The organism is Pseudoalteromonas sp. SR41-1, assembly GCF_014164015.1.
Lineage (GTDB): Bacteria > Pseudomonadota > Gammaproteobacteria > Enterobacterales > Alteromonadaceae > Pseudoalteromonas > Pseudoalteromonas distincta.
In genome coordinates, this window is the sequence record NZ_JACJEK010000001.1 from 118,177 (window position 1) to 143,431 (window position 25,255).

At 37.2% G+C, this 25,255-nt stretch carries 20 protein-coding genes; 8 read left to right on the plus strand and 12 right to left on the minus strand.

What is annotated here, in order from left to right; genetic code table 11:
• Window positions 1–5: 5 nt before the first annotated feature.
• Window positions 6–1,010 (plus strand): low-specificity L-threonine aldolase, encoded by a 1,005-nt coding sequence (gene ltaE, locus H5118_RS00505; protein WP_182747336.1) that lies wholly within the window; start codon window positions 6–8, stop codon window positions 1,008–1,010.
• Here ltaE and H5118_RS00510 read toward each other — a convergent pair.
• The 8 genes from H5118_RS00510 to H5118_RS00545 all read right to left on the minus strand — a co-directional run bounded on the left by H5118_RS00510 (window position 984) and on the right by H5118_RS00545 (window position 10,912).
• The gene (locus H5118_RS00510; protein WP_007582344.1) at window positions 984–1,577 is read right to left on the minus strand and encodes a thymidine kinase; all 594 of its coding nucleotides are present in this window, start codon (window positions 1,575–1,577) and stop codon (window positions 984–986) included. The two genes, ltaE and H5118_RS00510, sit on opposite strands and share 27 nt — an antisense overlap.
• A gap of 92 nt (window positions 1,578–1,669) precedes the next feature.
• Complete coding sequence (locus H5118_RS00515; RefSeq protein WP_182747338.1) at window positions 1,670–2,464, minus strand: amino acid ABC transporter substrate-binding protein; 795 nt, start codon at window positions 2,462–2,464, stop codon at window positions 1,670–1,672.
• 72 nt (window positions 2,465–2,536) lie between these two features.
• Window positions 2,537–3,007, minus strand: a complete 471-nt coding sequence (locus H5118_RS00520; RefSeq protein ID WP_182747340.1) for a methylated-DNA--[protein]-cysteine S-methyltransferase — start codon at window positions 3,005–3,007, stop codon at window positions 2,537–2,539.
• Window positions 3,007–4,359 carry a DNA-3-methyladenine glycosylase 2 family protein gene (locus H5118_RS00525; RefSeq protein ID WP_182747342.1) on the minus strand — a complete coding sequence of 451 codons (1,353 nt, stop codon included), beginning with the start codon at window positions 4,357–4,359 and terminating at the stop codon, window positions 3,007–3,009. The genes H5118_RS00520 and H5118_RS00525 overlap by 1 nt, the downstream gene beginning before the upstream one ends.
• A 74-nt stretch (window positions 4,360–4,433) precedes the next feature.
• Window positions 4,434–5,045 carry a superoxide dismutase gene (locus H5118_RS00530; protein ID WP_182747344.1) on the minus strand — a complete coding sequence of 204 codons (612 nt, stop codon included), beginning with the start codon at window positions 5,043–5,045 and terminating at the stop codon, window positions 4,434–4,436.
• Between the two features lie 22 nt (window positions 5,046–5,067).
• Window positions 5,068–5,574: a hypothetical protein gene (locus tag H5118_RS00535; protein ID WP_024597096.1), complete on the minus strand. Its 507-nt coding sequence runs from the start codon at window positions 5,572–5,574 to the stop codon at window positions 5,068–5,070.
• A 79-nt stretch (window positions 5,575–5,653) separates the two neighbouring features.
• Window positions 5,654–6,136, minus strand: a complete 483-nt coding sequence (locus tag H5118_RS00540) for a GNAT family N-acetyltransferase (RefSeq protein WP_002958990.1) — start codon at window positions 6,134–6,136, stop codon at window positions 5,654–5,656.
• 12 nt (window positions 6,137–6,148) lie between these two features.
• On the minus strand, window positions 6,149–10,912 hold the full coding sequence (locus H5118_RS00545; protein ID WP_182747346.1) for a PAS domain-containing protein: 4,764 nt from the start codon (window positions 10,910–10,912) through the stop codon (window positions 6,149–6,151).
• A gap of 251 nt (window positions 10,913–11,163) precedes the next feature.
• Between H5118_RS00545 and H5118_RS00550 the strand changes: the two genes are divergently transcribed.
• The 5 genes from H5118_RS00550 (at window position 11,164) to bfr (H5118_RS00570) (ending at window position 16,643) form a co-directional block, all read left to right on the plus strand.
• Entirely contained in the window at window positions 11,164–12,030 is an 867-nt protein-coding gene (locus H5118_RS00550; protein WP_182747348.1) for a cation diffusion facilitator family transporter, read from the plus strand.
• Between the two features lie 114 nt (window positions 12,031–12,144).
• The gene (locus tag H5118_RS00555) at window positions 12,145–13,215 is read left to right on the plus strand and encodes a PepSY domain-containing protein (RefSeq protein WP_182747350.1); all 1,071 of its coding nucleotides are present in this window, start codon (window positions 12,145–12,147) and stop codon (window positions 13,213–13,215) included.
• A 72-nt stretch (window positions 13,216–13,287) separates the two neighbouring features.
• The gene (locus H5118_RS00560) at window positions 13,288–15,423 is read left to right on the plus strand and encodes a TonB-dependent receptor (protein WP_182712362.1); all 2,136 of its coding nucleotides are present in this window, start codon (window positions 13,288–13,290) and stop codon (window positions 15,421–15,423) included.
• 272 nt (window positions 15,424–15,695) lie between these two features.
• Window positions 15,696–16,166, plus strand: a complete 471-nt coding sequence (bfr, locus tag H5118_RS00565) for a bacterioferritin (RefSeq protein WP_002958985.1) — start codon at window positions 15,696–15,698, stop codon at window positions 16,164–16,166.
• Between the two features lie 12 nt (window positions 16,167–16,178).
• Window positions 16,179–16,643: a bacterioferritin gene (bfr, locus tag H5118_RS00570; protein ID WP_002958984.1), complete on the plus strand. Its 465-nt coding sequence runs from the start codon at window positions 16,179–16,181 to the stop codon at window positions 16,641–16,643.
• 65 nt (window positions 16,644–16,708) lie between these two features.
• Here the strand turns inward: bfr (H5118_RS00570) and H5118_RS00575 are convergent, their stop codons facing one another.
• Window positions 16,709–16,903: a (2Fe-2S)-binding protein gene (locus H5118_RS00575; RefSeq protein WP_002960627.1), complete on the minus strand. Its 195-nt coding sequence runs from the start codon at window positions 16,901–16,903 to the stop codon at window positions 16,709–16,711.
• Between the two features lie 342 nt (window positions 16,904–17,245).
• On the opposite strand from H5118_RS00575, the gene H5118_RS00580 reads away from it, so the two are divergent.
• Entirely contained in the window at window positions 17,246–17,803 is a 558-nt protein-coding gene (locus H5118_RS00580) for a TMEM165/GDT1 family protein (protein WP_182716306.1), read from the plus strand.
• Between the two features lie 72 nt (window positions 17,804–17,875).
• Here H5118_RS00580 and H5118_RS00585 read toward each other — a convergent pair whose 3' ends face one another.
• From H5118_RS00585 to H5118_RS00595, 3 genes are all read right to left on the minus strand, one after another.
• Window positions 17,876–18,400 (minus strand): DUF6436 domain-containing protein, encoded by a 525-nt coding sequence (locus H5118_RS00585; protein ID WP_182716305.1) that lies wholly within the window; start codon window positions 18,398–18,400, stop codon window positions 17,876–17,878.
• Window positions 18,384–19,850: a methyl-accepting chemotaxis protein gene (locus H5118_RS00590; RefSeq protein ID WP_165723367.1), complete on the minus strand. Its 1,467-nt coding sequence runs from the start codon at window positions 19,848–19,850 to the stop codon at window positions 18,384–18,386. The genes H5118_RS00585 and H5118_RS00590 overlap by 17 nt, the downstream gene beginning before the upstream one ends.
• A gap of 146 nt (window positions 19,851–19,996) precedes the next feature.
• Window positions 19,997–20,548, minus strand: coding sequence for an isochorismatase family protein (locus tag H5118_RS00595; RefSeq protein WP_182695210.1), 552 nt, complete (start codon window positions 20,546–20,548; stop codon window positions 19,997–19,999).
• A gap of 166 nt (window positions 20,549–20,714) precedes the next feature.
• On the opposite strand from H5118_RS00595, the gene H5118_RS00600 reads away from it, so the two are divergent.
• Window positions 20,715–25,214, plus strand: a complete 4,500-nt coding sequence (locus H5118_RS00600; protein ID WP_182747352.1) for an EAL domain-containing protein — start codon at window positions 20,715–20,717, stop codon at window positions 25,212–25,214.
• Window positions 25,215–25,255 lie beyond the last annotated feature (41 nt).

A 25,255-nucleotide genomic window follows, 5' to 3' on the forward strand; every position in this document is an offset into this window, starting at 1 on the left:
CAATCATGATAGATTTTCGCTCTGATACAGTTACAAAACCAACAAAAGAAATGCGCGATATTATGTACAACGCACCGGTTGGTGACGATGTATATGGTGATGATGAAAGCGTTAACCAACTAGAAGCCTATGCGTGTAAGCGTTTTAATTTTGAAGCCGCACTTTATTGTAGCTCAGGCACACAAGCCAACTTACTTGCGTTAATGGCGCACTGTGAGCGAGGTGACGAATACATTTGTGGCCAAAATGCTCACAATTATAAGTTTGAAGGTGGTGGCGCAGCTGTTTTAGGGTCTGTGCAACCACAGCCTATTGAAAACGATGCTGATGGCAGTATACCTTTTAGTAAAATAGCGACGGCTATAAAACCAGACGATTGCCATTTTGCAAAAACGCGATTGCTCAGCTTAGAAAATACCATTGGCGGAAAAGTACTCCCGCTTGAGTACTTAGCCCAAGCACGTGACTTTGTTAATACGCATAGTTTAGCGCTGCACTTAGACGGCGCACGTGCTTTTAATGCCGCTGTTGAGCTAAAAGTTGATATCACTGAAATTACAAAGCACTTTGACTCAGTTTCTATTTGTTTATCTAAAGGTTTAGGTGCGCCCGTAGGCTCTTTATTATTAGGCTCACCAGCACTTATTAATAAAGCAAGACGATGGAGAAAAGTACTTGGTGGTGGTATGCGCCAAGCCGGAATGCTTGCAGCCGCTGGACAATTTGCACTTGAGCACAATGTAGAGCGCTTAAAAGGCGATCATGAAAATGCACGTTATTTGGCTCAACAATTAAGTGAAATCAGTGGCTTTACTGTCGATATGACTAACACCACTAATATGGTTTACGCAACATACAGTAGCAGTATAAATATTGAAGATATTGCTGAAGCGCTTAAACAACAAGGCATATTATTTAGCCCAAGCAAGCAGCTTAGGCTAGTTACGCATTTAGATATAACCCGCGAAGATATTGATACATTTTTAAATGCTTTGTCGGCCCATATTTAACGCGGCTTTATAATGTTTGCGGCATACCGAAACATATCGGTCATTGCCGCCAATTTCTACTTGGTTACCATCGGCTATTGCTTCGCCATTTTCATCGGTACGCAGTACATGGTTTGCTTTACGTCCACAGTGGCAAACAGTTTTAAGCTCAACTAACTTATCAGCCCACGCAAGCAAGTATTGCGACCCTATAAATAGCTCGCCTCTAAAGTCGTTACGCAGGCCATAACACAATACCGGTATACCGAGTTCATCAACCACATCTGTTAATTGCATTACTTGTTCTTTTGATAAAAATTGGCACTCGTCAACTAACACACAATGGCGCTTTTTATCATTATTGAGTGATTGAATAAGATCAAAAACATCTTTACTAGCATCAAATACATGCGCATCAGCTTGCAAACCAATACGAGACGATACTTTACCCACGCCTTGTCTATCATCAATGGCAGCAGTTAGGATCACAGGTTCCATGCCACGTTCTTTATAATTAAATGCAGATTGTAATAACGTGGTTGATTTACCTGCATTCATTGCAGAGTAGTAAAAGTATAATTGAGCCATTGCGGTGCCATTTTATAAAAAGTGCGCTTATGCTACCTTAATATTAAATTAATACCAATTTACAAACGCGAATTTTATTTTGTCGGGCCTGTTTATTTGAATGTTTGTAAGTATTTAATATACACAGGTGCACTTTCAAATTTTGATAACCACTGCCACATTTGCAAGCTTAGAGCATTATTTTCTTCATAGAATTTTTTTGAAAATACAAGGTAACCATGGCTGGTTTCGTAAGGGGGATAAATAGGTTTAACATTATTACCCTCATACGGATAACTCGACACTTTTAAGCCGTCTACTTGGCATAGATCAACGCTCGCCTGCACTACCCCCTTATCTAGCAACTCAAAAGCTTTGCTTTTAGAAAACGTATTATGAATAAAAAATGGTTCTTCTTTTAACGCGCTATTTAGCCCATAACCATTAGGAATAGCTATCGTAAATGCTTTATTTTGAAATACTTCACGAGTCTCCCATTCCTTATGAAATTTATAGCGCCCTATAAGGCAGCTGCCAAATTCACTTACTGCGTAGTTATCTTGTAACTTACCTTGCTCATCAACAGGGTAAACAGCAACGTTTTCTCGCCCTTTGCGGTAACTTGCAATAACAGCATTAACCCGATTAAATTCTAAATCGTTTAAGCATCTACGCCATGGCTTTCTAACAAATGATATTGCTACATTGGGCAATGCTAAATCAAGTTGTTGAAGTATTTCGATTGATGCACCAGGTTTATCTGTTGGTATATTTTGGCCATCACCTAAAAACATAGGAGCTATATTTTTGTCTTCGTAACAAAACACGAGACTTTGCGGCTTGCTAAACACAGTAGCGGTAAACATTAAACTGGCAATAAAAAAGTAAACTAAGCTATTAATACGCATAATAATTTTTATTAGTTGATTATTTAAATTATAGGTTTAGTTAAGCAGACTGGCTATATTTTATCAATTAATTTACATTAATCCTTCGTGTTTCAGCAACCACAGTTTCCTTTCAAGCCCACCAGAATAGCCCGTTAACTTTGCATTTGCGCCAATAATGCGGTGGCACGGTACAATAATACTAATCGGATTTTTACTATTAGCAGCGCCTACTGCCCTCACTGCTTTTGGGTTATTGAGTTGGTTAGCAATATAGCCGTATGTTTGCGATTGTCCAAAAGGCACCGTTAATAGTGCTTGCCATACACTTTGCTGAAATACTGTACCGGTTGTATCAAGTGGTACATCAAACATAGTGCGTTTTTTTGCAAAGTACTCATTTAACTGCGCAGCGCAAATAAGCACCGCCTTGTTAGTAACTTGCTCAAATGGCGTATAAGAGTATTCAACTGGTGGATAAAAACCAACGTAACTCACACCTTTATCAGTCGCTTGAATAATTATGTCGTCTATAGGGCTCGAAATTGATGTTTGAATGATCATTATAATTGCTGCCAAAGTTGAAACGTTAAGTAAGAGCGAAAAGGAGCGCAGTTAGCAGGCTCAAAAGGGTTTGCCGCCGCTTGAGCTTTTTTAACACCTAAGTCGCCATCAAGTAATATATCGGGTTGGCTTTGTCCTCGCAGCTTTGCATAATTTACTGTCCAAGGACCAATTCCCTTTAAACTAAGCCATTCGTCTAAATCGTCACTTTCAGGATTTAGTGCACAAAACTGGGCTAAGTTGTGTAGCGCATTTTTGCGTGCTTGTGGCATTTTAAAAAATGCAAAATCACTATTAGCAACAATTTTAGCCGTAGGAAAATAAACGGCATCGCCCTCTTTTTCGCCTAATTCATCAACTAACTTTGTTACTAAATTATGCGCCGCAGTAACACTCACTTGTTGTCCGAGTACCGCTCTTATACCGGCTTCAAAACTTGACCAAATCCCTGGAAGTCTGAGCCCTTCACACACTGTAAACGCATTGTTTATATTGGCGCTTAAATGCGTTTCAATTAAATTAATATCGGCATCTAAATCAAGCACACGGCGTATATTATTTATAACAGTTTGTAAGTACGCCGTATTGTCTATATTGATAGATACACTAAAGTGGTTTTTACTCGCTATAAATTCAACGGTAAAGCTTCCTTTATATTTCTCACTTGCAAAAGTACGCCCGTAGCTCGTTTGCGTTATCCACTCCATTGGTTTTATCAAGCGCCTTTGTAAAAAGCCCTGCAAAGCAGGCCAATTATAAGGCGGCCTAAATGGCAGGGTTAAAATGAGTGTTGACGTTGGCTTTTTATCGCCACTGCGCAGCTTCGAGGGAGCTATATTTAACTGCTGTAAAAATGCATCATTAAAGCGCCTAATGCTTTTAAAGCCTGCGGAAAACGCTATTTCGGTAAGGGGTAAATGTGTTTCTTGAATCAGCTTTTTAGCAAAGTGGCATTGGTTAAATAATCGATATTGCGTAATCGACACGCCAAAATACTGCTTAAACAACTGCCTTAAATAACGACTACTTACGCCTAAACGAGCTGCTAATTTTTCGCAGTCGTGCTCGTCATTTTGATCTATTAACTGTTTTGCTCTAAGTGCCGTCGTTTTTGTACCCTGCCATGCTGCGCTGCCTGGGGCACTATCGGGCCTGCAACGAATACAGGGCCTAAAACCATCTTGCGCCGCGTTATGGGCAAACTGATAATAAGCAACGTTTTTTTCGTGAGCCGTTGGTGCAGGGCAAATTGGTCTGCAATAAATACCGGTACTTTTTACCGCTACGTAAAAAAGCCCGTCAAAACGAGGATCGCGACTCTGACGTGCTTTTTGCCAATGTGAAGTGTACATAAACGGCTCTATAAATTAATCTAATAGAGCCTAGCTTATAGAAAATAAACTGTATTACTAGCCATATTCGGCACTCAACTTATTGCGGCTAGGTAGCGTTTTTCAACTTCAGTCCAATTAATTACATTATAAAAAGCAGCAATATAGTCAGGACGCTTATTTTGATACTTCAAATAGTAGGCTTGCTCCCATACATCAAGTCCCAAAATAGGGGTATTTCCCTGCATTAAAGGGCAATCTTGATTAGCACTATTTTCTACAATCAACTTTTTATCTGGGGTCACACATAGCCACGCCCAACCACTGCCAAATTGACTAATTGCAGCAGCAGTAAATTGATCTTTAAACTTATCAAAACTGCCAAACTGTTCATTTATTGCCTGAGCTACACTACCTTCAGGTTCCCCTCCTCCTTCTGGGCTCATTACTTGCCAAAATAAGCTGTGATTAAAATGCCCTCCTACATGCTCTTGTACTGCTTTTTGTAAATTACTAGGCAGGCTGTTTATTCCCTTAAGTAATTTTTCAGCATTTGCGGTTGCATAAACAGTATCTGCTAAAGCAGCATTGGCTTTATTGATATACGTTTGATGATGCAATGTGTGGTGAATATGCATTGTTTTACCATCAATATGAGGCTCAAGCGCATCGTACTCATAGTTAAGTGCAGGCAAAGTAAAAGCCATAAATACTCCTTTTTCTTTTAAATTAGTGCAGTTGATTGTTTGTAGTGCTCTCTGAGCATAAGCAAAAATTCACTTGCTCTATTAGCTCAGGTAAAAAATGATAGCGTCTTGCAAATGATACAAGTTCAGAGGACGTTTTAGTGTAATGATGCTTACTCACTTTTTGTATATCGTAATGAGTATGCTTAATTAGCGAACAGAGTGTTAAGTGTACTTCGCATAGCCATTTGCATGCATTTTCAGGCTGTTGCATAGCTATATAGGTATCAGCTAAATTATGCGACGCAACAACAAGTGCGGGTATGCAATGCTCAATAGCATGGATGACATTGTTATTAATCTGAGCATATAAAAACTGCTGAAGAAGATGATCTGCAAGTGTTTTAGCTAATAAGTATTTATCGCGGGCTTCGAGAAGTGCACCTTGTTCAAATGCATAATTACCTTGCATTATATTCGACTGCCAAGGGCTTAATGCTTGATCAAGACAAAGTAAATCTGAGTGGGATTGTTTTTGGTTTGAGATCATATAATCATCTGCACGTTTATTTATGGGCGTGTAGTTAACTTACACACCCACAAACCTAAATGCAAATGATTTTCATTAACTATTTAGCAAAGTCTAGTAATTCCTGCCCTGTTAAGCGATATATAATCCATTCGTTTTGAGGCTTTGCACCAATGCTATTGTAAAAATCGATAGCGGGTTTATTCCAATCAAGCACTACCCATTCAAAACGACCACAGTCATTACTAATCGCCTTATTAGCTAAGTGCTTCATAATGGCTTTACCTGCACCATTGCCACGGCTATCTGGGCTTACGTATAAATCTTCAAGGTATAGGCCATTTTTACCTAACCATGTAGAGTAATTATAAAAATAGACCGCAAAACCAATTGGCTCATCACCTTCTAAACAAATTATGCTGTGCGCAGTAGCACCGTCGCTAAACAGCGTATCTAAAATAGCCTGTTCGTCTGTTTTAACTGCATCCGGTTCTTTTTCATATATGGCAAGTTCGGTAATAAAGTGCAAAATTGTTTTCGCATCACTTGGTTTTGCATCACGTATTATAACGGGTTGGCTCATTGTATTTTTACCTTAAATATACTGCTCTAATTTATCTTTTAAAATATCTAATTGAATCGGTTTGCTCAAGTAGTCATCCATTCCAGCGGTTATACAACGCTCTTTATCAGAGTCCATTGCGTTAGCCGTAATAGCAATGATCCTAATGTTTTTGTGTTGTATACCCGCCATACCTTTACGGATAGCTGCAGTTGTAGCAAAGCCATCCATAACAGGCATCTGGCAATCCATAAGAACGAGCTTAAAGAAACCAGAATCGTGAGACTCTAATATATCTATCGCTAATTGACCATTTTCGGCAATTGTAACGTCACAATTAAGCTTTTTGAGCATTAATGTAGCCACTTGTCGATTAATTGGATTATCTTCTACAAGTAATATTTGGGTAGGTTCCTGTACCTTTTCTTTTTTAAGAGAGGAAATATAGCCTGAAGTAACAAGTGGGAGCGCCTCGCCTGCAGCATTACTCGTTATAACCGACAGTGCAGAAATTAAATCGGCAGTGGTTACAGGTTTGGGGAAATATGCCTGAAAGCCTGCATTAGAATAGCGCTGCGCACCTTCCATACCAGCAATACTGGTCATCATTACAAGTGGCATTGATTTATAATGTTCATGTGCTTTTAGTGCTTTACACAGCTCTATACCATCCATTCCTGGCATTTGCATATCAAGCACTGCAATGTCATACATGCAATTGTTACTTTTATACTGCTGCGCGCACATATCAAGAGCTTCGCGTGCGTCACATGCAAGCGCAACCTTAGCTCCCCAGTGCTCAAGCTGCTGTGAAATTACAATTCGATTTGTCTCGTTATCATCAACAACCAAAACGGTTAGCTCTTCCATATTAATATTAGGAATATAACGTTCTTTTTGATCTCCCGGAGTCAGCATTATAGTGGCAGTAAAAGTACTCCCTTTACCGGCTTCGCTAGTGAGAGAGATAGCCCCCCCCATTAGTTCACAAAGCTGCTTACAAATAGCCAGCCCTAAGCCACTGCCTCCATATTCACGCGTTGTTGATGCATCGACTTGAGAGAAAGGGGTAAATAATTGCTCTTGTTTTTCTAAACTTATTCCTATACCTGAGTCCTTTATACTTACAACAAACTCTAAACCTTGAGCTACTTTATTAATTTTCGCGCTTACAACAACCTCGCCTTGACTCGTAAACTTAACGGCGTTGCTCAATAAATTAGTAATAACTTGGCGAATGCGCCCTGGATCGCCGCATAACTGCGAAGGCTCTAGCGCTACCAGATCCAAAATAATTTCAATACCTTTGTCTTGAGCTGTAAATGCTTGTGCGGCAGCAACTTCACCAATTAAATCACGTCCATTAAAGTTAATTTCTTCAAGCTCGATTTTACCTGCTTCAGCTTTAGAGAAATCTAAAATATCATTAATTACACCCAATAAAGAATGTGCACTTTTTTTGGCTATATCTACTTTTGTTTCTATTGGTTTAGATAGCGACTCTAATTGAACAAGCTCTAGCATACCGAGTACGCCATTCATCGGCGTTCTAATTTCATGGCTCATGGTTGCTAAAAATTGGCTCTTAGCAATGGCTGCATCTTCAGCTTTCACGAGTGCTACTTTTAGCTCCTCACTAATTACTTTTCGTTTTTGAGAAACTAAAGTGCTTCCCACTAAAGTAGCTAATGAGCGAAGATACGTTTCTTCACTTTGCGTCCAGTTGTGATGCTCGCCTACTGTTTCAGCGCACAAAATACCTAAATTACCATCGCCTGTTGCAATTACAGCATCAAGCATCGATTTAATATTTAATGGTGTTACATATGCTTCAATAAAATCAACAGTTGCTGAGTGAGTATAAACATCATCAATAGCCACTAAATTATGTTTATAAATAGCATTAAAATAAGCTGGGTAGTCTTTAGCAGTTAAAATAGCGTCGGTATCTACAAACCCTTGACCATTTATATATAAGCAATGACACGTCATCACATCTCGTTTTTCGTTAAAGATCCATATCGAAGCTCGTGTAACATTTAGCACTTCACACATAGATTTAACGGCTAGCTTTTTAACCTGTTCTACATCACTATTTTGCACCTCAGGTGCGACTGTAAGCGCGGCTAAATTTTTGTTATAACGATTTGCTTTTTCGCTCTCAAGTTCAAGTCGTTTATGTGCATCAATACTTTGAAATGAACCAAACACACGTACACATTTACCGTCTTTAAGCTCAGCTTGGCCCATCGATTTAACCCAACGCTCTTGCCCAGAATAGGTCAAAATAATAAGCTCTACACTCCAGCTTTCACCTAAAGTCACTGCGCACTCAAATAAGGTACTTATAGTATCTCGGTGTATGCCTGGTTTATAAAAGTTAATAGCGGTATCTATACTCGGTTCAAAGTCCTCTGGTACTTCGTGAATAACTTTAACTTCATCAGACCAATAAAGTGTATGCGCATCTAAGTCCATCTCCCATGCGCCAATCTGCCCTTGCTTACTCATTGATTCAAGTAGGCTTTGCTGACGATTTATTTTTAACTGTGTATTGTAACGCTCTGTAATATCAAAAATAAATCCATCTAAATACAATATGCTGCCATCATCTGCGTAAATGGCTTGGCCTTTTTCATTTACCCAATGTAAGGAGCCATCGCGGGCTGTAATCCTATACTCAACAGACCATGACTGCTTAGCGCTAACACAACATAGAATTTCATCTTTTATTTTTTTAGAATCGTCTTCGCATATCAAATCAAAAAAGCTGGGGGGTTCATCATGTATCAACTCATCAGGTGAATAACCTGTTATTCCACTCGCTTGCTCGCTCATATAAAGCATGCTTAATTTATTATCAAACTTACATCGATAAATAATGCCAGGGATATTTGATACCAAAGATGCAAACCTATCGCGGCTTCCTTGTAGCTCAAGCTCTGTAGATTTTCGTTCTGATATATCTAAATGCGTACCTATCATACGTTTTGGAGAGCCATCGGTATTCCACTCAACTACTTTTGCAGTATCGAGTACCCAAATCCAATGTCCATTTTTATGCTTCATGCGGGCTTCACTAACAAAATAGTCAGTCTCACCGGCAAAGTGCTCTTGAAGTTTTTTATTTGATATCACTAAGTCGTCTGGGTGAGCATATGTATACCAAGTATCTATAGTACAAGGCTCAATCTCACTGAGTTTGTAACCTATTATCTCGGCCCAGCGGTTATTAAACGTCACTTTATTCGTATCAATATACCAATCCCAAATACCCACGGCTGTTGAGTCTATCACTAACTGTAACTGTGTTTTGTGTTGCTCAAGCTCTAGCTCTTGTACTTTCAGGGCTGTAATGTCATTACGAATAGCAATATAGTTTTGCGGTTTTCCATTTTCATCTAAAAATGGTGCAATCGTCGTATCTACCCAATATATGCCACCATGCTTAGCTTTATTGCATATTTGCCCGTTCCATATATCACCACGTTTAAGCGTTTTATACATATTTTTAAAAAATGCTTTTTCGTGTTTTCCTGAATTTAAAAGGCGATGGTTTTGACCTATTAATTCGTGTTCATCGTAGCCACTAATCTCACAAAATTTCTTATTTACAAAAGTGATGGTGCCATGCAAATCAGTTACAGCAACAATAGCGTGTTCATCTAATGCACTTTTTTGCTCGGCTAATTGTTTTAATGCAATTTGAAGTGCAGAGCGTTGCTTTTGTAATATACTGTGTTGCTCTTCTTTTACGGCTACTAAATTACGTAAACCCAATGAAAGCTGGTTAAACTCAATACTGTCGTTTATTACAGGGACTTTTACCTTATCTCCTTTTGTAATACTTTCAACAATTTTAGCTAAGTTAATTAAAGGTCTAGAAAGTCGACGCCCAAACCACCACGATGACGTTAATATAAGGAGCAATGCCCCCGCATTTGTTAATAAAGCAAGCTGTTTATAAAAATTAGCACCTTGTAGTGCAACTTCTTTTGGTTTTGTTACAAGTAATTGCCATCCAGATTCATTTAAAAACTCTAGAGAATCAATATACCCGTATAAAGTCTCTTCATTTTTATTACTGTAAGAAAAAACACGTTGCGTTGGGGAGCCGTTTTGAGAGAAAAATAGTGGTTGAGAATCTTCTGAATTATTATTTTTTTGAATTTTATTATTATGCATAACATAAAATGTTATGTCTTTATTTGCAGCGTGTATTTTACTTAGATTATTTAATAAGCCGTTTAAATTTATATCTGCGAGCAATATGGCTTGTAGCTTATTTTCGGTATTTACTAACGGTAAGCCAATAATATGATACTCACGCCCTGAGACTGTCATTGACTGAAATTGGATTTTACCTGTATTTTTAATACCAGAGAGTATGTTATTAAAACGTTGATCTTTAATAATATTAAAAAAGGGTGATGAAGGTAGTGATTTAACGAGGTTTACATCAATAAGTTCTACATTATTAACAAAGTCGTACTGCTCAACAAATTGCGCTATTAATTGTTGTTTTTTAGTCGGGCTAATATCAAACTGCGCCCTAAGCAAATATAGATCCTTAACATGCTCTGCAAACCAAATATCAGCAAATTGCTTACCTATATTATTAAGCTCGTTTAGTTCAGCGTCTGCATTTTGCTTAAGCGTGCTATTTACATGTCCAAGGCTAAACCAAGTAAGTATACATAGTGGCCCTAAGGCTATAATTATAAAGGTTATAATTAACTTACTTCGAACAGACTGTCCTTTACCTGTTAATTCATCAAAGTTTAAACCTTTGTGCATGCTTAATATCCAGCAACTTATAATCATTTAATATTACTTACATTAATGCACTAAATATATAAAGACGCAAGTTTTGAGCGGTAAACTCCTTAAAAAATGGGTGTTTAGCGTTACAATATTAAATTCACACTTTTTAAAATATACGCCTTTATTACTAACTTATAATTAGATTTATTGACGCTACCACATCTGTAGCGGTTTTAAACCAGCCATGATATAAGCAATATTCAATTAATACATTTGAGGTCATTATGGCGCACGATCACTCACATAGTCATGTAGACGAAAACCAGAGCGATAAACAGCTAACCGTCGCTGTGGTTATTAATGTATTGCTAACCGTAGCCCAAGTTATTGGCGGGGTATTTTCGGGCAGTTTGTCACTTATAGCCGATGCACTTCATAATTTAAGTGATGCTGCCGCTATATTTATCGCGCTCGTTGCACGTAAAATTGGTAATAAACCTGCTGACACCACTCATCATTTTGGCTATAAACGCGCTGAAATACTTGCCACACTTTTTAATAGCAGTACATTGATATTAATTGGTGTGTATTTAATTTTTGAAGCCATTTCGAGCTATTTAAACCCTCAACCAATTAATGGTTGGATGGTTGTGTGGGTGGCAGCAATAGCATTGATTATTGATTTAGCAACCGCATATTTAACCTACCGAGCTGGCGCAAATCACAGTATAAATATAAAAGCGGCCTTTATTCATAACGTATCGGATGCAATGGCATCTATTGTTGTTATTATTGCGGGCACCTTAATTATTTTATACCAGTGGTATATCGTTGACTTAATTGCCACTGTGCTTATTTCTCTTTATGTAATTTATCATGGCATTTTACTATTAAAGCAAAGCTGCAAAATTTTAATGCAAGCAGCGCCTAGCAATATTGATATACACGCAATATCACATGCTATTAGTAATGAATTTAATATCGAATCGGTAGTTAGCATTAAGCTTTGGCAACTAGATGATAAAGAAAATTATTGTGAGCTTATTATTGGCACTCAGCACTTAATTAATTTGCCAGCAGTAAAAAGCTTTTTACACGACAATTTTAATATTGAAAATTGCATAATAGAAATCCGACCAATCGCAAATTAAAGCCCAATTTAATGCTCTTAATAACAAGCTAAACCAAATACATAACTATTTAATTGAAAACAGCTCGTATTATCATTTACAATATTGTCATTAACTCATAATGAGATACCGTTTTTGAAACTTTGGTTACGTAGAATTCATTTAGGCCTTGCCCTAATTAGCGGACTATTTTTATTAATAGTGAGCCTAACCGGTGCTGTTATGATTTATGCAAAAGACATACAGCACCTAATAGAGCCTGAGAAATGGCAAGTAACACCCCAAAAAAACTTAATGCATTACGATGAACTTATACAAAATGTACAAGCTCAAACTAAGCAAAAAATCACCTTTTTTATGCCCGAACAAGCGCCAAACGCAGCATGGCAATTTCGGTTAGCCAATAAACACTACGCCAGTGTTAACCCCTACTCAGGGAGTGTACTAAACATCTATGAATCAACCGATACGATTTATGGGTTTGCTATGGGATTACATCGTTGGCTGTTGTTTGAAAACAGTAAAGGTGAAAAAACCTTTCGAAATTGGATGTCGGTGTGTGCATTGCTACTTTTAATAAATGTATTACTGGGCTTTTATTTATGGGTAAAGCCCAAAAACAGAGTTAAACGTTTAGCTATAAAACCAAAAGCCAAATTTAGAATGCTCATGTATCAATTACATACAGTGCTTGGTGTTTACTTTTTTATACCGCTTATGCTGATTGCCTTTACTGGTATGGCATTTAACTGGAAAACACAAACTCAATCGGTATTAGAATTTGTGACCTTAAACAAGGTAGAACAAAGACCTAAAGCACCAAAAGTAATAACCCCTTCTCAAGCTACTTTAAACTACAATGAAGCAATTAAAAATGCAGAGAACGTATTTCCAGACGGTAAATTATATAGAATTTACTTACCTAAAAAGGATGACGAAGCAATTGCACTGAGAATGCAAAACCCTGGCGAAAGTCACGCTTACAGCTGGGTTTGGACTAACCCATTTACGGGTAAAGTATTAAACTCATTTGACGCCAGTAAAACAAACTTCACAACACAAGCATGGAACTTCAAATATAAGTTTCACATTGGTGATTTTGCAGGTCCTATCGTGCAGTTTTTATGGTTATTAATAGCCCTTTCACTCGCATTTTTTATTGTAAGCGGTGTGTATTTCTGGTTAAAACGCCATAAATGGAAATAAATCTCATTAACACTTGTGCCATTAGTTGATAATGATTACCATTACGCAAATTGTTATCAACTAAGACACCCCATGTTAAAAACTTCGCTTTGCCTTATCGCTGTTGCAATAAGTACTAACACGTTAGCAAATGAAAATAATAAAAATGAATACAATTCAGATCAATTTGAGCATGTCATTGTTTCAGGCAGCCGTATATCAGAAAGCATTGACGAAGTACCAGCCTCGATCACCGTTATTAATCAGCAACAAATACAACAGCATTTAAAAGTAAGCTCAGAATTGGGAAGTTTACTCGCGCAAATGGTTCCTGGCCTTGCCCCAGATACTGGTAGTTCAAGTAATTCAGGACAAACACTACGCGGCCGTGCGCCATTAATAATGATTGATGGCGTACCGCAATCAACCCCTCTTCGTAATGGTTCTTTAGGCGTAAAGACGTTAGACGCCAGCGCAATAGCGCGCATTGAAGTCATAAAAGGCGCAACGTCTATTTATGGTAATGGTGCCTCAGGTGGCATTATTAACTACATAACAAAACAAGCGCGTAGTGATGGTAAACCGGAAGGCGAAATAAGTATTTCAAGCCGCTTTAGCGCTGTTAAATTAGCAGAAAGTGGTGGCGGTAGAGTATCAGCCGCAGTAAACGGTAAGCTCGACCAACTAAGCTACCTGTTAACGGCAAGCTATGAAGAAAACGGCGTACAACGCGATGCACAGGGCGATATTTTAGGCTTGCAATATGGTTTATCAGACTCTGAAACTCAAAACTATTTTACCAAACTAACTTATGATTTTGACGACGAAAAGCAACTGCAGTTCAGCTATAACTTTTACAGCTCACAGCAAAAAACTGATTTAGGCGATGTTACTGGCGATGGCAATATAGGGGAAAAAACATACGCTATACACGTCCCATTAGCGCTTCAAAAACAAGGTAAACCGCAAGGCCCAGAAGGCAACGAAAATATAACCCTAAAATATGTTGATTACGCGTTGTTTGAAAACACACAAATGACCCTCGATCTGTATAAACAAAATATAGAAAACGTATTCTTTTTCTCAACCGCTTTAGCCAATCTTGATGAAGGTTATAGCGGTGGTCAATCGGTTATTAAATCAGACAAGCAAGGTGCAAGAGCTACATTTAATAGCCAGTTTGATTTTGAAAACCTAACAGCCACTCTAATCTACGGTATTGATGCCTTAAATGATAAAACATCGCAACCTTTAGTAGATGGCCGTGTGTGGGTGCCAGAAATGGACATGAAAAGTGTGGCTGGCTTTTTACAAACCAAATGGGTAATAAACGACGATATTATTGTAAAAGCGGGTGTAAGAAACGAAAGCATTGATTTGAGTGTAAGTGACTACCAAACGCTAAAACTTTGCAAAACCGTATCTCAATGTTCAGTACCATTAAATGTGCGTGGTGATACCATAAACTATGACGCTACAACGTATAATGCAGGCATAAAATACAATTTAACAGATGCATTCAGCCCATTTTTTAGTTATTCACAGGGCTCTGATATTTCTGATATTGGTCGCCTACTTCGCGCTGCAACTGTTGACGATATTGCACTTGTTCAAACACAAGCCTCAATAATCGACAATTACGAAATTGGTTTTACCTCACAGTTTGAAAACGTACGTTTTGAATTTGCTCTTTACAGAAGTACCTCAGAGCTTGGTACAAGTAATGAGTATAATGAAGTAACGGGTGTTTACGAACCCGTACGTGCACCACAAGAAATATGGGGTTACGAAGGGTTAGTTAATTATACTATTAACCAAGACCTTAAATTAAGCGCCACATACAGTTACGTAGAAGGTAAAAACACCGAAGCTGATGACTACCTAGGCGCAAGCCAAATTAGCCCACCCAAAGCAACGGCGAATGTAACGTGGCAAACAAATGACGAGCTATCGCTTGCAATGAGCTTTTTATATGTAGGCGACAGAAAGCGCTTTGATAAAAATGCACAGGGCCAATACTCTGGCGATCAGGGCCCTGTTAGTAGCTACAACACATTCAACTTAAGTGGCCAATACAATGTTAACGCCAGGTGGAGTGGGTATTTTGGAATAGAAAACCTATTTAATAGCGATTACTACCCTGCCCGCGCACAGGCTTACACCTACGGTGGATATAACATTAAAGGATTAGGCACAACCGCAACGCTGGGTGCTAAATACCAGTTTTAATTAGTGATAGACTCAATAAATAGGCATCAGCATGCCTATTTATTTAAAAAGATAATATGAAAAGCAGTATCTCTACTTATTGTTTATAAATACCTCTAGTAATCATTCTCAGATACTAATACAAATAAAAAACTGTCCATAAACCAAGCAGTAACGCAAACTTAAATAAGAATCAAAACCAATAGTAACGCAATGATTTTTATAGAGAAAACTTGCAATATAGGCTATATGTACTACACTGCATACAATTGAAATAGTTGAGGCGATTTATCATGAAAGGTAATCAAAAAGTAATCGATGCGTTTAATACATTGTTAGCAAACGAATTAGCAGCAATCGATCAGTATTTTATACACTCGCGCATGTATGACGACTGGGGTTTAAACAAACTATACGAGCGCCTTAACCACGAAATGGAAGAAGAAAAAGATCACGCAGACTGGCTTATCAAGCGCATCTTGTTTTTAGAAGGTGTACCAAATATGACTAAGCGCCGTGATTTACTTATCGGTAACGATGTAAAAAGCATGATGCAAAACGATTTAACACTAGAGCTTGAAGTAGTTGCGTGTGTTAAAGACGTAATCGCAATATGTGAAGAACAACAAGATTATCAATCTCGTAGCATTTTAGAAAAGCTGTTATTTGATACCGAAGAAGATCATGTTTACTGGTTAGAGCAACAACTTGGTCTAATTGATAAAATTGGTTCTGAAAATTATCATCAAGCACAAATGGCTTAGTAGGAGCATATTATGAAAGGCGATAAAGACGTTATTGCAGCGCTTAATAAAGTGCTCGCTAATGAGCTTGTTGGTATTAACCAATACTTTTTACATGCACGTATGTTTAAAGATTTTGGCTTTACACAGCTTGATAAAGCAGACTACAAAGTATCAATTCAAAAAATGAAAAACGCTGATCGTTTAATTGAACGTATTTTGTTTTTAGAAGGCTTACCAAATCTTCAAGACCTAGGCCGATTACGTATTGGTGAAAACAGCGAAGAAATGATTGCTGCTAACATGAGTTTTGAACTCGATACTATTGACGAGTTACGAAGCGCCGTTAAACTGGCTGAAAGTAAAAAAGATTACATTACCCGTGAAGCCCTTGATCACATTTTAAATGAACAAGAAGAGCAAATTGATTGGTTAGAAACCCAACAATTACTTATTAAAAATACGGGTATCAAAAACTACTTACAGTCTCAACTGTAAATAGTAACAAGCATAAAAAAAGCAGCTAAAAAGCTGCTTTTTTTATATCTAAATTTTATATGTAATTAAGCAACTTGATCCGTTACATCCGCAATTTGAATAAGTCTGCGATTAAGGATCTTTTTAGTACAACCACAACACTTACCGCATTGGCTGCCTACTTTAAGCTCTTTGGTTAATTCACGCATGGTCGTTGCACCATCGTCAATTGTTTGCTCAATTTTTTTATCAGTCACACCGTGACAAAGACAAATATACATCAATACAAACCGTGTTAATTACATTCAATAGGTGCATACTAATCTAAACGACAATTGTTATCAATAGCTTCCTCACTAATAAATATAAATTATTTATTAGAATATGGTATTTGTTCTCTTAACTATATTTACCTAAAAGTAAAGTTATGGAATAATGGCCGCCTCTTAGGGGAGTAGCCCGCTCAGTAATGAGTAAACTTATCAACATAATTGCACCTCAAGTGCATGGTAAGTTTGTAATGTTGTAGCAAGCGTTATCGGCGAGACCTAGGTAGACACTATCCTCATGGCGGGAGATAGTTGTTTGCCTTGGTTTAGTATTCCCGCCTGTAAGAATCAATAATGGAAGTTTTTTTAACCTCAACCGTCACCGTCACACTTGCCGAAATTGGCGATAAAACGCAGCTTTTATCGCTCCTGTTAGCTGCCCGTTTTCGTAATAAAAGCGCACTTATTCTTGGTATTTTAGCCGCAACTTTACTCAATCATGGCCTATCAGCGTGGTTTGGGCAGTGGTTAAGTAATAGTTTTTCTTCTGAATATTTACCTTGGCTTGTAAACATCAGCTTTATTATTGTTGGCCTTTGGCTATTAGTTCCAGATAAAGACGAAGATGTAAGTAATAAATACGATAGCTACGGGGCTTTTTTAGTCGCTTTTGTATTATTTTTTATTGCAGAAATTGGTGATAAAACACAAATAGCGACAGTGTTGCTAGGCGCACAATATCAGTCTGTGTTTTGGGTAACGGTAGGAACCACGTTAGGTATGCTAATTGCTAACGTGCCTGTTATATATGCAGGTAATGCATTACTAAAAAGAATATCTCTAAATACCGTACGCGCGATTGCTGCTTGTGTGTTTGTGTTATTAGGTATTTATGGGTTAGTGACAATTTAATCAATATTAAAGCTCGTAACTGTTGATTTAAGTGCGAGCTTTAGTTTTTTCTGCACATTATTTACGCATTATTTACGCATTATTTACACAATAACACCCCTTGGTTTGCGTAATTAAAAGGTTTGAGTTAAAGCCTGCAGCTAAATTAGTGACCGCAGTTTCAACAAAGCCACTTCCCTGGGCACACGCTAACCCTTCAGAGAGAGGACCGGCATAAACAAACTCACCGTTTTTATTAATAATAACGGCGGCAGGCGTTGCCGGAATAACGTGTTTAAGCTTTGGTGTTAATTCAACTTGTACAACCTTCATAGCTTTATTGGCAGCAAAAGAGCTTAACGATGAAATATGCGACTTAGCTTGTATGGTGCACCCGCAATTTTTTTCAGTTATAAGCACTAACGACGCTTCATTAGTGTCAACCCAGTCCAATTGCTTTTTAAAGTTATTAAACCAGTGCTTTTGCAATAAAACTTTTGAGCTATCAAACGGCTTAAGTTGCTCTAACTGAAAATAAACTAACCCTGCAACAACACAAACAAGCCATATAGCTATAAGCGAAAATACAAAAGAGTTAGATTTATTTAAACTTGGCAATGCTTTGCTCTAATACATCAATACTTACATCGATTAACTGCACCTTAGCGGTTAACTGCTGCACTATTTGCGTATCTTGGTACTGATTTTGGCGCATAGTATCAGTACTGCTTGCTATTAACTCGGTATTACCTGCCTGCTCCGCTACCACTTGTGCAACTGAGTCAGAGCTTGAAGATACTGCGGCTATTTGCTCGCTCATTGCTGAAATATTTTCTTTCATTGCAGCACTAATACTTGTTAAATCAACTACAAAACTCACACACTGACTCATTGATTGCGTTGACGTTTTACTATTATTAACAAGATCTTTTAATGTAAGACTAATTTTATCTGTTGTTGCTTTACTGTGGTTGGCCAAAGATCTTACCTCATCAGCAACAACAGCAAAACCTCGACCGTGTTCGCCTGCGCGGGCAGCTTCAATAGCGGCATTTAAAGCAAGTAGGTTTGTTTGCTCAGCAATGCCTGATATTTCATTAAGAAGCCCTGAAATAACATCGCCCGCTGCCACTAAGTGGTTTATTTTTTCTTCGGTATGGTTAAGCAGTGTTAACAACTCTCTACTTTTAGCGTCTGTTTGAAGCACTTCTTTTAATGCATCACCTGCAGATTGTGTAATATGGTCAACTTGGCGCTTAAGCACCTCACTTTCTTCTTCTACAAGTTTAAAGCCATTGGCAACTTGAGCGCCGGAATTAGCAATATCATCGGTTTGTTGTGTGCGTTGAACCGCACCACTCGCTAACTGATCGTGTACATCAATAAGCTCTTGTGAGTTTTTTTGCAATGATTCTGATTGTGTTTGTACCTGTTTAATAACATCAGATAAGTAATCTAGTAATGTGTTAAATCCTGCTACAGCTTCGCTTTTAGTGTCATCCGCGCGAAGAGAGAGTTTAATGTTTTCAGGATCTTTCATTATTTGTTCTGTCGCATAACTTAAAGATAAGCCCGCACGACGTTCCCGTTGCAGCGTTTTTGCAATATAGCCTGCAACTAATACTTCAACTATTGCGTATCCAGCATGAATTAGCACCGTAGTAAAAGCGAGTCTATCAGGGTCAAATACGTAAAAACCCGTATTTTGAGTTTGTAAATAATAAAAAGATAAATGATGTACCGCTACAAAAATAATAGCGGTAATAAACACTCGCCACTGTACAAAAACAATTAACATGGGCATTAAAATAAATATTTCAAAATGGACTTCAATCAGCCCAAAAGTTTGTTGTATGTGCAAAAAAGAAAACATCATTATGGCGGCAGCTACCACATGGGGGATAATAGGGCTATCACCTTGTGTTTTTAAAAGCCATATAGGTAATAAACACAATGGCAAACCTATCATAAAAGCCTGCGCTAATGTGTCGAAATACAAGCCTATAGCAATAGACTCGACAAACAAAAGACTGAAAATAATTGTAAATAACCGGCCAATACTAGACATAAGAACCTTAAAATTGTTGTTTGCATTGTTGTTTTATAAAGCAGTCTGCAATATACGTATATAAACGAGTTTCAGTTTACTTAACACAATAATTAACTAACGACACATCAAAGCAATACATTTTATTTACATTACATGCATGCGGTCTACTTAATTATAGGCAGTATTTTCTTAAACGTAGGCGTAGCAGCTTTTTTTGTCCATTGAAAAATTACTATTTCAGCGCATGAAATTACAGCTCCAGCTTGACGTAGCTGCTCAATCGCCAAATTTTTATGTTGTGGGTTTCTCGAACCAACTCCGTCGTAAACAATAATAACTTCAAAGTCATTTTCTATTAAATCTAAGCATGTTTGTAAAACACACACATGTGCTTCAGTTCCCACAACAACAACTTGCTTTTTACCATGGCTTTTTAACGTATCAACAAAACCAGGCTCTGCACACGCACTAAAGTACGTTTTATGAAAATACGTGGCATTAGGTAACGTATTTTTAATTTGCTGATTAGTCTCGCCCAAACCTTTCACATATTGCTCCGTTACTAAACATGGAACGCCATGAATAATACCCGCTTGAGCTAACTGCAATGTGCTTTTTAAAATATTCGGAAAATCTTTAATTGCAGGAGCAAGCAACTCTTGTAAGTCTATAACTAATAACACGCTGTTTTTTGCATCAATATTAGAGAAAAGCACTATACTCTCCTTATAAGCATTTACTATTATCTGTATAGAGTAGCTCACTATTTAAAAATAGAACTTTTAGCGTTATGTATATTATTTGTAATTAAAAAATAAAAACTTATGCTATATTTACTATCTAGCTAAGCATCATCCTATCTTCCACTGAGAGTGTTTATAAGTGCGTTTGAGCAAATTTTTTTTTCATATCACCATTACTTTTTTACTATGCATCCAAAGCACTTTTGCATCACAAAACTATGCTCAGCAATTACAACGAATTTCTACTGACGAAGGCCTATCGCAAAGTTACGTTTTGCAGACTCAAGAGGATGATATTGGTTATATTTGGATAGCAACCCAACAGGGTTTAAATCGTTTTGATGGATATAATGTAAAAACTTTTAGTGGCGGCTTTGGCCTGGATAAACACTATATTTATGCATTATTTAAAGCCGAAGACGGAAAAATCATTGTCTCAACAGATCTTTCTGGTGCCTATATAATAGATCCCCTCACTTTAAAAACCGAAAAAATCTATTCTGGTCAAATAGATAAAGAACAAAAAATGTTCTCTCCGATCTCTGCAATGACTCAGCAACAAAACATTTTTTATTTCGCCATAGATGCTCAAATATATACATTTGATGAGACGAGTAAACACTTTACATTTAAGCTAACCCTACCAAATAAAGGTGACTACATTCGGTCATTAACAATATATAAAAACACTTTATATATTGGTACAAATGATGGTTTATACACTGCAAATATAGATAATTCAGAACTTGTAAAAATACCTCTTCATCCCCCTGAAAAAAATACGATAGATAATGTAAACGTCAAATTCTTAAGTATTGATAATGAATTAGGATTACTTGTTGGTACTGTTGAAGGCATGTATCAATTAGCATTCGATAATACCAAAAATATATCTGCAGCAAATATTACAACTTTAATCCCTGATTATAATATATGGGATTATGCCAATACTGTTTACGGGGAGTTTGTAGCAACCGAAAGTGGATTGTTCAGTTATCACCGCGAAACCAAAGAACTAGAATTCGTATTAAATTATGAAAAAAGTAAGTTTAATATTAATGAAAACTCAATAAACGATCTAATGGTTGATAAGTCCGGCGTACTTTGGCTCGCATCTAGAACCCAGGGCGTGTTTACATGGCCAATTAAAACCCGACGGTTTAAACACATTACTTTACCCGGTAACAATACTGTTCATGCCACCTACCAAGACAAAAATAATATTATTTGGTTAGGAACAGAAGATGGAATTGCACGGTACGACAAAGCAACAAATAAAAGTGATGTATATCTAAGCTCAACCGACTCAAAAGCAATATACGGGGCATCTGCCGTTTATGATATTTTTGCGTCTTCAATTGGTGATAATCAATTCCTTTGGCTTGTTACTTTCGATGGTTTTAAACTGTTTGATAAACAAACGGGTAAAATTATTGAAAATAAAGACACAGAAAAAGATGTAATTAACCAATCCAACTTATTTGGCTTTGCCCAGTTATCTGCAGACACATATGCATTTATGTCGGATGATAATTTTTATGTTTTTAATGAAACAACAGGAAAAACAAGAATTATTAAGGGGCTCAAAGAGCAAGTCGATCCTTTATTTTCTTACGCTTTTTATAAACACCTCGACACACATCCTGAAGAGTTTGTACTTGGCACATCAAAAAGCTTCCTTAGGTACAACGAAAAAACGAAAACTTTAACGACTATATTTCAGTCTTTTAATCCTAAAGAAGATATTTTTTACACTGTAGAAAACTTTTACTTAGACTCAAAACGAAAAATTTTATGGTTAGCAACCACTCACGAAGGTTTGCTCGGCGTTGACCCCGTTACTTATGAAATAAAGCACTATATAGGATTAAAAAATTCGTTTAATACTGATTCTATCTATTCACTATTTCCTGATAAAAACGGCTTTTTATGGGCAAGTACCGACAATGGTCTTTATCAAATAGACCTAGATACACTCAATGTAGTGAGTTTTTCAGTAAAAGACGGTTTGAATATAAACCAATTTACACCAATAGCGGCAGCAACACTAAGCGATGGCAGGCTTATGTTCGGCAGTAATGCTGGAGCCTTACTTTTTAATCCGTTAGACTTTAATGAAAAAGAACAACTACAAAAAAGTAATCTAGCCATTACTGATATTAGCCTCCTTACTAGGGAACTCAATTACAATCCTCATAAATACCTTAGCAAACCACTTGAATTAAATTATGAAGACATGGGATTGACGGTTAGCTTTTCTAACTTCTCTTACCCTAATATTGATAAAGCATATTATAAAGTAATCCTTTTAGGGCCTACGTCTCTAACATATGAAGATTTACAATCTAATCAAGTGTTTTTCACAAAGCTTCAACCTGGTAATTACTCACTAAAAATATCAGCACATAATCGTGATGGTATTATTACAAGCGAGCCTACAACACTTAATATCAACGTGGCGTATGCTCCTTGGAGATCGCCCATTGCTATAGCCGCCTACATTATTTTAATTCTTGGGGTGTTATTTTTTATTTTTTGGCAGTATCGCAGCCGCCGAGTAGCAATTGAACAAGCCCATAGAGCGACTATTCACTCGCAAAAGCAAACAGAACTCGCGCTTAAAAATAATAAAAGCGGCGTATGGGATTATAACTTTAAAGACGCTTCCGTAAATACGCTCAGAGGAAGTGAATTGGGCTATACAGACTTACCAGAACGCGTGCATATAGATCAATTTTTAGCGTTGATACACCCAGACGATCGACGTCGTTTTGAAAACCAATGGGAAAACTACTTCAAGTACAAAAAACAACAAAACTGGCAAGCAACTTACCGTTTACAGCATAAAAATGGCCATTGGCTCTGGTATCAAGATACAGGGCAAGTTATATACGATCCTCAAACAAATGAGCCTCTATATGTTTCTGGCATATATACCAATATCACCGAGCAACGAGCTAATGAGCAACAAGCAAAAATTTTAGGTGAAGCGTTTAGCCAAATAAACGATTGGTTACTTATACTCGATAAGCGTTTAATGCCATTTTCTGCGAACAATAGTTTTATTGAAACATTTTCAAACGAGCAAACGGCCACCAAAATTAGCCCTAAATTGTTTATTAAAGCAATTGGTAAAGATAAGTGCAGAGAGTTTGCTAGTATTTTAAAAAAATTAAAACCAACTGAAAACTGGCAAAGTGATGTTTATATAAAAACAGCAAGAAATAATGAACACCCAATACATATAAGTGCCACAGCTGTAACAAAAGACACTGCAAGTTACTATGTGATTGTTATTACAGATTTAACTGAACAAAAACGTGCTGAAAACGAACTGCGCTATTTGGCTAATTTTGACCCTCTAACGCACCTACCTAATCGTAGTTTAATGTATCAAAACATTGAAAAGGCGATTAAATATGCCGATAAAAACAATACCCAATGCGCATTATTATTTATTGATTTAGATAAGTTCAAACCTGTTAATGACTCTTTTGGCCATGCAGTGGGTGACATGTTGTTATGTAATATTACCCAAAGAGTAAGCGGTATGCTTAGCGAAAACGCTATACTTGGCCGCCAAAGTGGTGATGAATTTTTAGTGCTGATTCAAAATATAAAATCACTCCAATCTCTTCGCGATAACGTAAGAAAAATTAGTAATGAATTAGCTAATAAAGTAATTATTGAAGACTTCTCTATTAATATCTCAGCAAGTATTGGCGTAGCTCTATACCCATTCGATGCTGTAACCACAGATATACTCATCCGTAATGCCGATGTTGCAATGATGCACGCTAAGCAAGGCGGGAGAAACGACTTTAAGTTTTTTAGCGATGAAATGAATGAGCTAATAAAACAAAAGTTACTGCTTGAAAATGATTTAAAAGATGCAGTAAAAGACAACCGATTTTTTAATCACTACCAGCCTATTATCGACATAGAAGAAAAAACAATAAATGGCGTGGAGTTACTCATGCGCTGGAAAAATGAAGGCCAGTTAATATCTCCAGCTCTTTTTATTCCTGTAGCTGAGGAAACCGGTTTAATAGAACTTCTTACTGAGCAAGCCTTGCACCGTTCACTAATTGAACTTGCGCCTATACTCAGCGAAAACCCGTTGTTTTATATATCTTTAAACTTATCGCCTAAACACATTTTAAAAACAAACATAACACAGCGGTTAATGGCTATATTAGCGGACTCTCAAGTTCATCCAAGACAATTAAGGCTCGAAATAACAGAGAGTATTTTATTAGAAGATAAGCTTAAAGCAGCCAAACAGCTGCAAAACCTAAAAGCTGCTGGGTTTAAATTACTGCTTGACGATTTTGGTACAGGATACTCATCACTCACCTACTTAAGCCAATTCCCTATTAATGTTATTAAGATAGATCAAAGCTTTGTAAATAGTATTGGTATAGATAAGGGAGATGAATCAATTATTAAAACTATTTTTTCATTGGCAGAAAACTTAGATCTATACTGCATTGCAGAAGGAGTAGAAACGCGCGAACAGATGCTCTTTTTAGCCGAGGTTGGCTGCCATGTATTACAGGGTTATTACTTTGCAAAACCAATGAATGCTAAAGACTTACGTAAAAGCGATTGTTTTAGCAATATCATTGATTTGATTTGATTTGATTTGATTTGAAACATTAAAAGCGTGCTAATCATTAT